Origin of the sequence: Providencia sp. PROV156 (genome assembly GCF_028480905.1) — a bacterium.
In the GTDB taxonomy this organism is placed as follows: domain Bacteria; phylum Pseudomonadota; class Gammaproteobacteria; order Enterobacterales; family Enterobacteriaceae; genus Providencia; species Providencia hangzhouensis.
Map to the genome: position 1 here is coordinate 1 of NZ_JAMPPE010000021.1, position 14,354 is coordinate 14,354.

General features: G+C 41.3%; 12 protein-coding genes. 9 read left to right on the forward strand and 3 right to left on the reverse strand.

Annotation, left to right across the window (positions count from 1 at the left end; translation table 11 throughout):
* Positions 1-348: Hcp family type VI secretion system effector (locus PSF31_RS15090; RefSeq protein WP_272683205.1), on the reverse strand; the 348-nt coding region annotated here is incomplete at its 3' end.
* Between the two features lie 743 nt (positions 349-1,091).
* On the opposite strand from PSF31_RS15090, the gene PSF31_RS15095 reads away from it, so the two are divergent.
* The 3 genes from PSF31_RS15095 (at position 1,092) to PSF31_RS15105 (ending at position 4,271) form a co-directional block, all read left to right on the forward strand.
* A complete protein-coding gene (locus tag PSF31_RS15095) occupies positions 1,092-1,766 on the forward strand; it encodes a sugar phosphatase (protein ID WP_096864869.1) in 675 nt (224 codons plus the stop codon).
* 88 nt (positions 1,767-1,854) lie between these two features.
* Positions 1,855-3,687, forward strand: coding sequence for an SLC13 family permease (locus PSF31_RS15100; protein WP_004259790.1), 1,833 nt, complete (start codon positions 1,855-1,857; stop codon positions 3,685-3,687).
* Positions 3,688-3,854: 167 nt separating this feature from the next.
* A complete protein-coding gene (locus PSF31_RS15105) occupies positions 3,855-4,271 on the forward strand; it encodes a hypothetical protein (RefSeq protein WP_226616966.1) in 417 nt (138 codons plus the stop codon).
* Between the two features lie 51 nt (positions 4,272-4,322).
* Here PSF31_RS15105 and yfbR read toward each other — a convergent pair whose 3' ends face one another.
* Together yfbR and PSF31_RS15115 are read right to left on the reverse strand one after the other, a co-directional pair.
* Positions 4,323-4,904: a 5'-deoxynucleotidase gene (gene yfbR / locus PSF31_RS15110; RefSeq protein WP_004259798.1), complete on the reverse strand. Its 582-nt coding sequence runs from the start codon at positions 4,902-4,904 to the stop codon at positions 4,323-4,325.
* Between the two features lie 407 nt (positions 4,905-5,311).
* Positions 5,312-6,526 carry a pyridoxal phosphate-dependent aminotransferase gene (locus PSF31_RS15115; RefSeq protein WP_096864870.1) on the reverse strand — a complete coding sequence of 405 codons (1,215 nt, stop codon included), beginning with the start codon at positions 6,524-6,526 and terminating at the stop codon, positions 5,312-5,314.
* Positions 6,527-7,315: 789 nt separating this feature from the next.
* Between PSF31_RS15115 and PSF31_RS15120 the strand changes: the two genes are divergently transcribed.
* From PSF31_RS15120 to nuoF, 6 genes are all read left to right on the forward strand, one after another.
* A complete protein-coding gene (locus tag PSF31_RS15120; protein ID WP_036958083.1) occupies positions 7,316-8,239 on the forward strand; it encodes a LysR family transcriptional regulator in 924 nt (307 codons plus the stop codon).
* 1,114 nt (positions 8,240-9,353) lie between these two features.
* Entirely contained in the window at positions 9,354-9,797 is a 444-nt protein-coding gene (locus PSF31_RS15125) for an NADH-quinone oxidoreductase subunit A (protein ID WP_004259806.1), read from the forward strand.
* Positions 9,798-9,815: 18 nt separating this feature from the next.
* A complete protein-coding gene (locus PSF31_RS15130) occupies positions 9,816-10,490 on the forward strand; it encodes a NuoB/complex I 20 kDa subunit family protein (protein WP_004912254.1) in 675 nt (224 codons plus the stop codon).
* A gap of 74 nt (positions 10,491-10,564) precedes the next feature.
* A complete protein-coding gene (gene nuoC, locus PSF31_RS15135) occupies positions 10,565-12,367 on the forward strand; it encodes an NADH-quinone oxidoreductase subunit C/D (RefSeq protein WP_004259810.1) in 1,803 nt (600 codons plus the stop codon).
* Positions 12,368-12,369: 2 nt separating this feature from the next.
* Positions 12,370-12,918 carry an NADH-quinone oxidoreductase subunit NuoE gene (nuoE, locus tag PSF31_RS15140; RefSeq protein ID WP_164561090.1) on the forward strand — a complete coding sequence of 183 codons (549 nt, stop codon included), beginning with the start codon at positions 12,370-12,372 and terminating at the stop codon, positions 12,916-12,918.
* Positions 12,915-14,273, forward strand: a complete 1,359-nt coding sequence (gene nuoF / locus PSF31_RS15145; protein WP_004259820.1) for an NADH-quinone oxidoreductase subunit NuoF — start codon at positions 12,915-12,917, stop codon at positions 14,271-14,273. The genes nuoE and nuoF overlap by 4 nt, the downstream gene beginning before the upstream one ends.
* Positions 14,274-14,354: the final 81 nt, after the last annotated feature.

The following is a 14,354-nucleotide window of genomic DNA, read 5'->3' on the forward strand; positions in this document are numbered from 1 at the left end:
GGTCAGTGTGGTGGTGAAGAAATGCTCTTGCTTGCCTTCTACTGACGTGCGGTACCATTTGAGTTCCACTTTCGGCAGCATTTCACCGGAGGCTAAGGCGTTATACAGCAGCGGAACGGCTTTATTTAACGCCACGGTGAAACGGAACGGCTTGTGCGCACGTTGGCCTGAAGGCTGGCCGGATTGTGGGTCTGTCGGCACAGTTACGACGTGAGAAAACTCTTGCACCAGCATTTGGTCTTCATGACCTTGCACGTAGATGTTACCCACTGAATCGGCAGTAAATGCACCGGCAGTGATGTTGCCTTGGGTTTTTCCCTCAATGGAAATATAACATGGAGTTGGCATAGCGATATCCTTTATCCAGAATGACAAATTGGGTTAAGTCGACATAATTATCGATTAATTTACGTCATCTCAGCCAGTGCGCACGGTAAGATTTGAGTTAAGGATAATAAAAGCTGATGAATGGACTGTAAACCTGAGGGCTGGTTTGTATCTCTCTAGGATAAGTGACTTAGCGTAAACGGGTTGAAATATCGCTATATAACTCCAGAAAAACACTAAAAATGAATCATAACCAAATAATCATCGAGCAAAAAACACACCAAACTGCGATAAGCCCAGTAAGTTCTAATGTACATAGAAATAAACTATGTAACCAAATATTTCAGCTTGCGATATTTTCATAACGACATGATTTAAAATAAATAAAATAGAGAATTTAAGCTCCCCTCTACTAGCCGTGAAATTATCGGTCTAATTTTATAGTGTATTTAACTGCCCACCATGAAATTACAAGTGATTAATATCGACAAATGTACTAACCAACTGTAAGTTTTACGTTTTTCCTGTGTGGTACAGGAGCAATATAATGATTTCGTAAAAAAGCAAATACAACAGAAATCACCATGTCGTTCAAAAAACACAAAGATCAACAGCCCTAGCGCATTCAAATTTATGTCTTAGGCTCAATTCTTAACTATTTTTAATATTGAGGTTGCGTATGAGCGCCTATTTAGCGTTAACTAGTGGGCTAGAATCGATTCAACTTTTTATGTTATGTGAATTGCAAAATTAAAGGGGTAGATGTGAAATTAAAGGCAAAAGGGTTTCTATTTGATTTAGACGGTACGTTAGCGGATTCACTCGCAGTCGTTGAACGTTGCTGGTGCAAATTTGGTGAGCGTATTGGTAAAAGTGCGGACGAAGTTATTAGCTATATTCATGGCAAACCCGCAATGACCAGTTTGCGCCATTTTTTACCCGAGGCGAGTGATGAAGAAATTATGGAATACTTCCATTGGCTAGAAAAAATGGAAAGCGAAGATGTGGAGGGCGTTGTTGCTCTACCCGGCGCTATTGCTTTGCTGACGCGTTTAAATGAAATTGGCGCGCCGTGGGCAATTGTCACCTCTGGTACTGTACCAATTGCTCATGGGCGTCAACAAGCGGCAGGGTTACCAGAGCCTAAACATTGGGTAACATTTGAAAAAGTGTCCAAAGGTAAGCCTGACCCAGAGCCGTTTTTACTTGGTGCCCAAGCACTTTCTTTTCCTGCAAAATCCTGTATTGCCTTTGAAGATGCACAGGCAGGCATCCATTCAGCATTAACAGCCGGTTGCCAAGTGGTGGCAGTCCATGCACCAGAAGGGATGCCACGTCGTGAAGAAATTCAAGTAATAGTGAGTTCATTGGAACAAATTTCCGTTATGGGACCTGACAATAATGGTGATTATGAACTTTTCGTGTCTAATTTGACTTAATGGTGATTTAATCAAAGAAATTCTCCGTAAAACATGCTTAACTAAATAAAATTCTTAGCAATGTTTTTTTTCGTCGAAAGGGGATATTTTGAACGGAGAATTGCTGTGGGTCTTAACCCTTCTATTGATTGCGATAGTTCTATTTACCACAAATAAAATTCGCATGGATGTGGTCGCGTTACTTGTCATTGTCGCGTTTGTGCTGAGCGATACCTTAACGCTAGAACAAGCTACCGCAGGTTTTGCTGACCCCAACGTCCTGCTAATTGCAGCATTGTTTGTTATTGGTGATGGCCTTGTTCGCACAGGGATAGCCTATCAAATGGGAGACTGGCTTGTTCGCGTTGCAGGAAGCAGCGAAAGCAAAATGCTGGTTTTCTTAATGCTCACTGTCGCTGGGTTAGGGGCTTTTATGAGTTCCACAGGAGTGGTGGCTATCTTTATCCCCGTCGTATTAAGCGTTGCATCACGCATGAAAACGTCCCCTAGCCGGTTGATGATGCCATTAGGCTTCGCAGGGCTTATCAGTGGAATGATGACACTGGTGGCCACGCCACCGAATATGGTAGTGAATAGTGAGTTAGTACGAGAGGGGATCAAAGGCTTTCAATTTTTCTCTATTACCCCGATTGGCATTCTCATTTTATTAGCCGGTATTGCCTACATGTGGCTAACAAGGCGTTGGCTAGGCAGTAATGAACCCGACAAACTCCCTGAGCGTTATCGACGTACTTTCCGTGATTTAATTCGTGATTACAAATTGACGGGTAGAGCTCGCCGCCTTGCTATCCGCAAAGGCTCGCCACTCATAGGCCATACGCTTGATGAACTGCATCTTCGCTCCCGTTATGAAGCTAACGTGGTTGGGATAGAGCGTTGGCGTAAATTCCGTCGCGTGATGGTGAGCGCAACGGGGGGAACCGAGCTACGCGAGCGGGATGTTTTATTAGTCGATATATCCGTGAGTGATGACGATTTGCGCCAATTTTGTAGCGAGCAACTTCTTGAACCGATGATTTTACGGGGAGATTATTTTTCAGACCAATCACGTGATGTGGGAATGGCTGAAGTGTCGATGAACCCTGATTCCGAACTATTGGGGAAATCGTTGAGGGACATTAAATTTCGTACTCGTTATGGTTTGAACGTTGTTGGTATTCGTCGAGATGGCAAGGCACTGGATGGAAAGCTAGTTGATGAACCGCTTAGGTTAGGTGATATTTTATTAGTTATTGGTGATTGGAAATTGATCCGAATTTTATCGACTAAGCCGCGTAACTTTATTGTATTGAACCTAGCTGCTGAAGTCGAGGCCGTTGCACCCGCTGCATCTCAGGCTCCTCATGCCTTGTTTTGTTTGGCGCTAATGGTCGCGATGATGGTGACCAATGAAATTCCTAATTTTATTGCAGCACTTATTGCCTGTTTGCTAATGGGGAAATTTCGTTGTATCGATATGGAAAGTGCCTATAAGTCAATCCACTGGCCTAGTATTATCTTAATTGTTGGGATGATGCCTTTTGCGCTAGCATTACAAGAAACAGGGGGGATTGCGCTTGCTGTCGATGCGTTAATGAAAGTGGCTGGTGGGTTAGGGCCGCACGTGATGTTATTGTGCCTGTTTATTTTGTGCGCCACTATTGGCTTATTTATTTCCAATACTGCAACTGCGGTGTTAATGGCGCCGATTGCCATTGCGGCGGCGCGTCAAATGGAGGTTTCACCACTTCCTTTTGCCATGATTGTTGGGATAGCCGCATCCGCTGCCTTTATGACCCCAGTTTCATCACCAGTGAATACCTTAGTTTTAGGGCCTGGTGGGTATAAATTTGCTGATTTCCTAAAAATTGGTGTGCCGTTTACTATTATCGTAATGCTAATTAGTATTTTGGTTGTACCGGTATTATTTCCCTTTAATTAATCTTTGTTATTTATAATTTCAAAATTACCATCAATAACGAATGAAAAGCAAATCGTTATTGATGGTTTTCTATTAAAAAAACGTAAGCGTTAATATTTATTCGTTTTTTCATTTGATAGATGAAATGCTAGCTTATTTCTGACAAATCAATGTGAGGAATATATAATATGAATAAAGAAACTGCTACACCGGAAAGGTATTATTTGGGCTTGGCAACATTTGAAAACTTTTGGGGGGAAGACTTAAGTTCTGTTGTCATTGAGCACTATGTTAATAACCTTAGTAATAGCAGAACGAAAAAATATCCCAGTTCACAAACTTTGTCTAATATTGCCAATAAAGCAGTTATGAAAGATATTTTTGCATTTAAATATGAGATCGGTATTAATGATTCATATGATTACTGGGTAGTTGAAATAACAACTAAAAGTGGCAAAAAATATCGTACAAAATCGAGCTTTTATTGTTCTATTACCTTTGAAGATAAAGGAAAAGTGGTTTTGGGGGTTAATGGGGACTTTAAGCGGCTGTATGTGCATTTTCCGTCATCGTCTGACTGTTCTACGGCATTTAACGAAGTATAATTAATAACTGCTTATGCAGAGTAGGAATATTTATTATTCCTACTAAAAAAATTAATTACTGATTTCATCAAGGGAAAGTTTAAAACCTGGGACAAATTTTTCCATAAAATAGTCCATTTCAGGGCTTTTCCTTTCTTCTAATATTTTCTCTAGGCGTTTTTTTGCAAGTTTAAATTCACTATTACCCGCGGAAAGCTCTTCTAAACATTTTAAATAAGCGCACAATGAGTCAGCTTGTTTAACCAATGAATGTTCTTCATCAGTTTGTAAATCTTCAATAATTAGTTCACGGAAGTCATCTTGCAGTTCTTCTGGTAGCATTTCGAGTAATTTTTGTTGGGCGAACTTCTCTATTTTTTTGTATTCATGAGCAATTTGCTGATTATGATATTTAATCGGAGTTGGTAAATCTCCAGTGATAACTTCGCTCGCATCATGGTACATGGCTAACATGGCTATTCGTTCTGCATTAACCTGACCGCCGAATCGACGATTTTTGATGATAGCAAGAGCATGGGCAACCATAGCCACTTGTAAGCTATGTTCCGAAACGTTTTCAGTTCGTACATTGCGCATTAAAGGCCAGCGGTGAATGAGTTTCATTCTAGCAAGGTGGGCGAAAAAGTAGCTCATAAGTCCTCTTCTGTGGTGTCTGCAAACAACTAAAATTATAACGGAAATAATGTGGTAGTGATATATTTTTATTGTTTTTTAATAAGTTACTAGTTCGTAATTATTTATTAATATTTATTTTCATATTAAGATGATCATAATAATATAATCAGGATTTGACTTTAATTTAACTGTTATTTTAATTGTGTTGAATTATAGAATCAAAAAAATATAATGAATGTTCAATTCAAAAATAAAGAGGCAATATGAAATATTTTCCATTTATATTATTGGGCTTTTTCCTGGTGGCAATTTATTTTATTTCTATTATTTGATTATCAGAATAATACAGTCTATTAATGATGACTCGATTTAGAATAAAAAAGCCTCCGGAGTAGGAGGCTTTTACTTTATGTTTGATAAAATTCTTATTGGTGATAACCTTCAAGGAAACGGCCGAATTTATTAATCGCCATTTCAAGGTCATCTGCATAAGGTAATGTGACAATTCTAAAGTGATCGGGTTCAGGCCAGTTAAATGCGGTACCTTGAACTAATAACACTTTCTCTTGTAACAATAGGTCTAAAATCATTTTCTGGTCGTCATAGATATTAAATCGTTTAATATCTATTTTTGGGAACATATACAGAGCACCTTGTGGTTTGACGCATGAAACGCCCGGTATTTGGTTGATCAACTCCCATGCACGATTACGTTGCTCATATAAACGCCCACCTGGTTGAATAAATTCACTGATACTTTGGTAGCCTCCGAGTGCAGTTTGAATAGCATGCTGCATTGGAACGTTAGCACACAGGCGCATCGAGGCCAGCATTTCTAAACCTTCAATATAGCTTTTTGCATGTTTTTTCGGGCCGTTTAATACCATCCAACCTTGGCGAAAACCAGCGACGCGATAAGTTTTAGATAAACCATTAAATGTGATGGTTAATAAATCAGGGGCGAGGGCAGCAATAGAGTGATGTACAGCATCATCATAAAGAATTTTATCGTAGATCTCATCAGCATAAATAATAAGATTGTGCTGGCGAGCCAATTCGACAATTTCCATTAACAGATCTTTACTGTAGACCGCACCGGTTGGGTTATTTGGGTTTATGACCACAATACCACGCGTTCTTGGGGTGATTTTTTTGCGAATGTCTTCAATATCAGGCATCCAACCTTGTTGCTCATCACACATATAATGAACGGCTTTCCCACCTGAAAGGGAAACCGCAGCGGTCCATAATGGGTAATCAGGCGCAGGCACTAACATTTCATCACCATTATTAAGCAGCGCTTGCATGGCTTGTACGATTAATTCAGAAACGCCATTACCAATGTAGACATCTTCCACGGTCATTTCATGAATACCGCGAGCTTGGTAATGCTGCACAATCGCTTTACGGGCAGAATATAAGCCTTTTGAATCACAATAACCCTGAGAACTAGGCAGATTACGCAAGACATCAACTAGGATTTCATCTGGGGCTTCAAAACCAAATGGGGCCGGGTTACCAATATTGAGCTTGAGGACTTTGTTGCCTTCTTCTTCTAGGCGTTTAGCTTCTTTTAAGACGGGCCCACGAATGTCATAGCAAACATTATCGAGCTTACTGGATTTAGTTAGATTATTCATAGTTTTCTCATTACCCTAAGGGTTACATTGGTGGAGCCGGCGTTATTCCTTTACTCTACTCCTCCCTCAGAAGCTTTTGAAGATGCAAGGTTATTTTTGGTGTAAAAGGTTGGTTTACGCTTAAATGTAATGTTTGGTATCTTATTATATAGTTTAAGTTGGTTGTATATTCCTAAAATATAGCATTATCTGGATTATAATTTTAACATTTATTGATGTTTTGGAGTATAAAAAGTAAAAAAGCAGAAAAACAGAGGAAAAAGGAAAATTTGTATCAAAATGTAATATTAAGCATTGAATCATTAAAACAGACATGATTTTTTTGCTGTAATAGCCTTTTTTTATAATAATTAGTGTGATTTTGTTAGTAATATTGATTGTTTCGAGTCATTTTTTTTAGCAAAAAGTGTCGCTTAAAACTATAACTATTTGATATTAATAGCTATGAGTAAATAGTGAAACGAATTTTATAATGTGCTTACATTAAAATAATTGTGATTACATTAAATATGTTACTATTTAGACGTGTTCTAGAAAGCGCTTTTTAGTTTGTTTTTTAGGAAAACATCTCCTTTTTATTAAAACTATTTGATTTTTGGAAGTATGCTATTTGCACACGTGCTCTATCAATTATAAATGATGAGCAGGGTGGAAAAGTAAAATAATTAGAAGTTATTGCAGATCTATGGATTAGAAATGCACTCGCTTAGTAGTCGCTATAAACTCGCTGATTCTCATGGAGGAGAGCAGAAACACCAGGTAACATAAAATTATATAAGAGAATGAACGATGATAAATTCCAATCGTCCCATCATGAACCTAGATCTTGATTTGCTACGTACTTTCGTTGCTGTCGCAGATCTTAATACATTTGCAGCTGCAGCTGCAGCCGTTTGTCGAACACAATCTGCTGTGAGCCAGCAAATGCAACGTTTAGAACAATTAGTCGGTCGTGAGCTTTTTGCTCGTCATGGACGAAATAAACTGCTTACCGCACATGGATTGCAATTACTTGGCTACGCAAGGCAAATATTGCGCGCCAATGACGATGCAACGGCATCATTAACTTATAATGACGCTGATGGTGAATTGCGCATCGGTGCATCTGATGACACCGTCGATATCCTATTACCTTTCTTGCTTAATCGTATCGCGTCTGTCTATCCAAGAATTGCAATTGAAGTACGCATTAAACGAGCTCAGTTTATTGAGTCAATGCTTGATAACCATGAGATAGATCTTGCATTAACAACGGCAAGAATTAGCCACCATCCTAAAACGGCTTTAAGAACCGTGCCTGTTTTGTGGCATAGCGCACCCGATTTTCAATTGCGTCCGAATGAGCCGATTCCATTAGTTGTTATGGATGAAACTAACCCATATCGTAAACTTTGTACTAGTGCCCTTGATGATGCAGGTTTGTCATGGCATGTTGCATATGAAGCAGCTTCTCTGCCTGCTGTTCGTGCAGCAGTTAATGCGGAAGTAGGGGTAACTGCAAGGCCAATGGAAATGCAAAATGCAGATTTACGTATTTTGAATGAAGCTGATGGGTTACCACGTTTACCTGATATTCAGTATTGGTTATATAAAAACGCAGACGAACAAAAAGATTTTGTTCTGACGGTATTCGGTGCGATTGAAAACAAAAAAATTCCTTATGTGGCAGCCTCAGCAAGTGAGTTGATGGATAGCAACGAGGAAAGTAATTAAGTTAATCGATTCATCTGGTTGCTTTAATCGCAATATCTAATCGATTTATTGTACTGGCGGTAATTCCAATTATCTTGGGATTGCCGTTTTTTTATATCATTTTTGTTAGTTTATTACTGAATCACTTGTTTGTGATCAATGTGTTATTGGCTGTGTACAAATAAAATCAATGTGTTAATCGCAATCTAAAGAAGGCTCGTGTGGCGACTGAGATAGCTATTTTTGGTTAAATGGTTAACGCACGGGTAGGTTAAGTTGTTAGATAACAGTTTAACGGATTCGTTGGTAATAACTGAAACGATTATTTCATGCAGTGGAACTCAATTTTCAATATTGGGAAATGGTATCGAGAAATTTGCTTTTATGCATGTTTAAATAATGTCCAGTGATATCCTTAGTAGGATATCGAGTTCAAATTTATCGATTTTTTATTAATTTCCGCTCATAAAAAAAACAAATAACCACTTAATAAGTATGGTTAAATAAGAAAGACCATGAAATAATTGTGATGTAGCTGGCATAACCTGAATTTCATTGTTTGGTTAACAATTTGTTATGTTATTAACAATGTTTTTTTATTGAATAGATAAAATAGCGCTGTAATGTCAGTTAGTTACTTGAAGTAATGCGTTAAAAAGAGTTACAAAGACTTAAAGTTAAATTGAATGCTATGTAAACAAATTGAGTACTTTTTCAATAAAAGTGTGCGTTAGATCAAATAAAAAGAGCAATTTTTCATCTGTTAAGACAGGTTTTTCCTGAGATAATGGTGTAGTAAAAACGAATAATCAGTTAAACTAGTTTGCGTGTTTACTTGAGTATCATTACACTGACACGTTTTAGCAGATTATGAGTGCTTTTTGTTGTTCTGTTGTTTTCAAAGTGTGAAGTTTTTGTAACAAATACGGGTTATTTTACTTAGTTTAAGTGAAATAAATTGTAATGAGAGAGGACAAACCAAACGCAGTCAACAGGCTGATTTAAGTTTGGTGATATTTTAGTTTGTGATCAATTTTGGTCTTTCTTCTCGATTAACTGGGCAATTGTGGTGCAATACTGCCGTGATGTAAAAAAGAGCAGCTAACACACCATAAGTAATGAGTAAGCAACGAGTATGTCTACATCAATCCTAGCGTTAGCCCATAACTGGGCGTTTGCGATATTCCTTATCGGCACTATCGGTCTTTGTGCTTTCATGTTGGTCGCAGGTCACTTTCTAGGTAGCCGCGCCAAAGCCAGAACAAAACATGTTCCTTATGAGTCAGGTATCGACTCGGTCGGTAGTGCACGTCTCCGCATGTCTGCTAAGTTTTACTTAGTTGCCATGTTTTTCGTTATCTTCGATGTTGAAGCCATGTTCTTATTTGCATGGTCAGTTGCCATCCGCGAAGCCGGTTGGGTAGGTTTCATCGAAGCCGCGATCTTTATTTTGGTATTGTTGGCGGGACTGTTTTACCTCGTCCGCGTTGGGGCATTGGATTGGACTCCAGTCCGTTCCCGCGGAAAAGTAAAGCATCCTAGTGAAGTTATTAAAATCAGCAATCGTCATCCGCAGTAAAAAGCGAGGCATTATACAATGGATTATACGCTCACCCGCATAGATCCGAACGGTGAGAACGACCGTTACCCACTGCAAACTCAGGAAATCGTTACTGATCCACTGGAGCAGCAAGTTGAAAACAGTGTTTACATGGGAAAACTTTCTCATGCACTTCACGATGTGGTTAATTGGGGGCGCAAAAACTCTCTATGGCCATATAACTTTGGTCTTTCATGTTGCTATGTAGAAATGGTGACTTCGTTCACGGCTGTTCATGACGTTGCCCGCTTTGGTGCAGAAGTACTGCGTGCTTCACCTCGTCAAGCCGATTTCATGGTAGTAGCAGGTACTTGTTTCACAAAAATGGCACCTGTTATTCAACGTCTGTATGACCAAATGCTTGAACCAAAATGGGTTATTTCCATGGGTTCATGTGCCAACTCTGGTGGCATGTATGACATTTACTCTGTTGTACAAGGCGTCGATAAATTTATTCCTGTGGATGTGTATATCCCAGGTTGCCCACCGCGTCCAGAAGCCTATATGCAGGCTCTGCTTCTGTTGCAAGAATCTATCGGTAAAGAGCGTCGACCGCTGTCTTGGGTTGTTGGAGACCAAGGGGTTTACCGTGCCAATATGCAATCAGAAAGAGAAAGAAAGCACGGTGAACGTATTGCAGTGACAAACCTGCGTACACCAGACGAAATTTAAGGCTTAAAGCCATACAGCGTAACAGAGCAATGTTGTTGCGAAATAATAAACCTGATCAAGCGTTATGGTGAAGAATGATGACAGATCAGATAGCGCAAGCGAGTAGTAACCAGCCAGGATGGCAGACACAGGATCACTTAAACGACCCTGTGCTTCTGGAACTGCGCAATCAATTTGGGCCGGATGCCTTTTCTGTTCAAGCAACTCGCACTGGTATGCCAGTGCTTTGGGTGCGTCGTGAACAGTTACTGGAAGTGGTCGATTTCCTAAAGAAATTACCAAAACCGTATGTCATGTTATTTGACTTACATGGGGTAGATGAACGTCAACGAATTCACCGTCAAGGTCTGCCAGAAGCAGACTTTAGTGTTTTCTACCACCTCATCTCTATCGATCGTAACCGCGATATCATGTTAAAAGTCGCTCTTAATGAGAAAGACTTAAACGTGCCTTCTATTGTTTCCCTGTTCCCGAATGCGAATTGGCATGAGCGTGAAGTGTGGGATATGTTCGGTATAACGTTCCAAGGTCACCCAAATTTACGCCGCCTTTTAATGTCACCAAGCTGGGAAGGTCACCCACTGCGTAAGGATTATCCTGCGCGTGCGACTGAGTTTGACCCTTTTGTTCTGACTAAGCAGAAACAAGATCTGGAAATGGAAGCCTTGACTTTCAAACCAGAAGAGTGGGGCATGGCACGTGGAAATGAAAACGAAGATTTCATGTTCCTAAACTTGGGGCCAAACCACCCATCCTCACACGGTGCGTTTCGTATCGTATTACAACTGGATGGTGAAGAAATTATTGACTGCGTACCTGACATTGGCTACCACCACCGTGGTGCTGAAAAAATGGGTGAACGCCAGTCATGGCACAGCTACATTCCTTACACTGACCGTATCGAGTATCTCGGTGGTTGTGTGAATGAAATGCCATATGTGTTAGCCGTTGAAAAACTGGCTGGCATTGAAGTGCCGGATCGCGTGAAAACCATTCGTGTCATGCTTTCTGAGTTATTCCGCATTAACAGCCACTTACTGTACATCAGTACCTATATCCAAGACGTTGGTGCGATGACCCCTGTCTTCTTTGCGTTTACCGACCGTCAAAAAGTCTACAACGTGATTGAAGCGATTACCGGTTTCCGTATGCACCCTGCATGGTTCCGTATCGGTGGTGTTGCGCACGACTTACCGCGTGGTTGGGAAAAACTGCTGCGTGAGTTATTAGACTGGTTGCCAAAACGTTTAGAGTCTTATGTGACTTCTGCACTGAAAAACTCCATCTTAAAAGGTCGCTCTATTGGGACAGCAATGTACTCAAAAGAAGAGGCGTTGGCATGGGGTGTGACAGGGGCTGGATTACGTGCAACAGGCGTTGATTTTGACGTGCGTAAATGGCGTCCATATTCAGGCTATGAAAACTTCGAGTTTGATATCCCTATTGCTCATAACGGTGACTGTTATGACCGTGTGATGATCAAAGTAGAAGAGATGCGCCAGAGTATTCGTATTCTTGAGCAATGCTATAAGAATATGCCAGAAGGTCCTTTCAAAGCTGACCATCCATTGACAACTCCGCCACCAAAAGAGCGCACGTTGCAGCATATCGAAACCCTGATCAACCACTTCTTACAAGTGTCTTGGGGGCCGGTGATGCCAGCAAATGAGTCATTCCAGATGGTTGAAGCGACGAAAGGTATCAACAGCTACTACTTAACCAGTGATGGCAGCACAATGAGCTACCGTACGCGTATTCGTACGCCAAGCTACGCTCACTTGCAGCAAATTCCTGCCGTGATCAGAGGTAGTTTAGTTTCAGACTTAATCGTCTATCTGGGTAGTATCGATTTTGTAATGTCGGATGTGGATCGCTAACCATGCATAATGAACATAACGAAAATGAGAAGCACAACGAGCTCAATGTCGTGAATGTGTTTGAACCGCAAGTCAATCATGGCTTTGTCTTTACAGAGAAAGAGCGTGAAGAGATTGAAGGTGAGAAACACCATTACGAAGACGCACGTGCTGCCTCAATTGAAGCACTGAAAATTGTGCAAAAAAACCGCGGTTGGGTTGAAGATGGTGCGATCCATGCTATCGCTGACGTCTTAGGCATCCCAGCCAGTGATGTTGAAGGTGTGGCGACATTCTATAGCCAAATCTTCCGCCAGCCAGTGGGTCGCCACATTATTCGCTATTGCGACAGTGTTGTTTGCCATATTACAGGTTACCAGGGCTTAGAAGCTGAAATCATTAAACAGCTGAATATTCGCCCTGGTCAAACAACAGCTGATGGCCGCTTTACATTGCTGCCGACCTGTTGCTTAGGTAACTGTGACAAGGGTCCAACGATGATGATCGATGATGACACTCACAGCTACGTGCAGCCTGAAAATATTCAAAAATTACTGGAGCAGTATCCATGACAAATTCTGTTAATCCAGTGATCCGTACTGCTGAAACTCATCCTCTAACATGGCGTTTGCGTGATGACAATCAGCCTGTTTGGTTAGATGAGTATCGCAGTAAAAACGGATACAAAGGTCTTGAGCGCGCGCTCAAAGGCATGGCACCGGATGAAGTTGTGAATCTCGTAAAAGACGCTGGCCTGAAAGGGCGAGGCGGTGCGGGCTTCTCAACAGGTCTGAAATGGAGCCTGATGCCAAAAGACGAAAACATGAAACTGCGTTACTTTTTATGTAATGCGGATGAAATGGAACCGGGCACCTATAAAGACCGTTTATTGATGGAGCAACTCCCTCACTTGTTAGTTGAAGGGATGATCACGGGCGCTTATGCACTTAAGGCCTACCGTGGTTATATCTTCTTACGGGGTGAGTATGTTGAAGCCGCGCAAAACCTGCGCCGTGCCATCGAAGAAGCCAAAGCGGCAGGTCTATTAGGCAAAAATATCCTCGGTTCAGGTTTCGATTTTGAACTGTTTGTCCACACCGGCGCTGGGCGTTATATCTGCGGTGAAGAAACCGCACTGATTAACTCTTTAGAAGGCCGCCGTGCTAACCCGCGTTCTAAACCACCATTCCCTGCAACATCAGGTGCTTGGGGTAAGCCAACTTGCGTTAATAACGTCGAAACCATTTGTAACGTGCCTGCCATTTTAGAGCACGGAGACCAATGGTATATCGATTTAAGCGCCGGTAAGAGTAAAGACGCGGGTACTAAATTAATGGGCTTCTCTGGCCGTGTGAAAAACCCGGGTCTGTGGGAATTGCCATTTGGTACAACGGCACGTGAAGTGTTGGAAGATTACGCAGGTGGTATGCGTGATGGACTGAAATTAAAAGCATGGCAGCCGGGTGGAGCAGGGACAGACTTCCTAACCAACGACCACCTCGACTTACCAATGGATTTCGAAAATATTGCCAAAGCAGGAAGCCGTCTTGGTACTGCATTGGCGATGGCGGTTGATCATGAAATCAACATGGTTTCTTTAGTGCGTAACTTAGAAACCTTCTTTGCTCGTGAATCCTGTGGTTGGTGTACGCCGTGCCGTGATGGTCTGCCATGGAGTGTGAAAATTTTACAAGCGCTGGAAAAAGGAGAAGGGCAGCCGGGGGATATTGAAACCCTAGAGCAGCTGTGCCGTTTCTTAGGACCGGGTAAAACTTTCTGCGCTCACGCACCGGGTGCGGTCGAACCGCTACAAAGTGCCATCAAATATTTCCGTGATGAATTCGAAGCGGGTATCTCGCAAAAAGATCTGCGTAACATCGTGCAGATTGCAGGTATCCAACCCAACCTGCTGAAGCAGCGTTGGTAATTATTTAGCGATTGAGCAACCGCTAAAGAGATTTTTCACGAAGAACGTATTTTTGATTAACGCCTGCTTTATGCGGGCCTT

What these genes read in the sequence shown, in the direction of transcription:
- PSF31_RS15105 (WP_226616966.1), top strand. Translation starts at nt 3,855, where the DNA reads ATGAATAAAGAAACTGCTACACCGGAAAGGTATTATTTGGGCTTGGCA.
- yfbR (WP_004259798.1), bottom strand. Translation starts at nt 4,904, where the DNA reads ATGAGCTACTTTTTCGCCCACCTTGCTAGAATGAAACTCATTCACCGC.
- PSF31_RS15115 (WP_096864870.1), bottom strand. Translation starts at nt 6,526, where the DNA reads ATGAATAATCTAACTAAATCCAGTAAGCTCGATAATGTTTGCTATGAC.
- PSF31_RS15120 (WP_036958083.1), top strand. Translation starts at nt 7,316, where the DNA reads ATGATAAATTCCAATCGTCCCATCATGAACCTAGATCTTGATTTGCTA.
- PSF31_RS15125 (WP_004259806.1), top strand. Translation starts at nt 9,354, where the DNA reads ATGTCTACATCAATCCTAGCGTTAGCCCATAACTGGGCGTTTGCGATA.
- PSF31_RS15130 (WP_004912254.1), top strand. Translation starts at nt 9,816, where the DNA reads ATGGATTATACGCTCACCCGCATAGATCCGAACGGTGAGAACGACCGT.
- nuoC (WP_004259810.1), top strand. Translation starts at nt 10,565, where the DNA reads ATGATGACAGATCAGATAGCGCAAGCGAGTAGTAACCAGCCAGGATGG.
- nuoE (WP_164561090.1), top strand. Translation starts at nt 12,370, where the DNA reads ATGCATAATGAACATAACGAAAATGAGAAGCACAACGAGCTCAATGTC.
- nuoF (WP_004259820.1), top strand. Translation starts at nt 12,915, where the DNA reads ATGACAAATTCTGTTAATCCAGTGATCCGTACTGCTGAAACTCATCCT.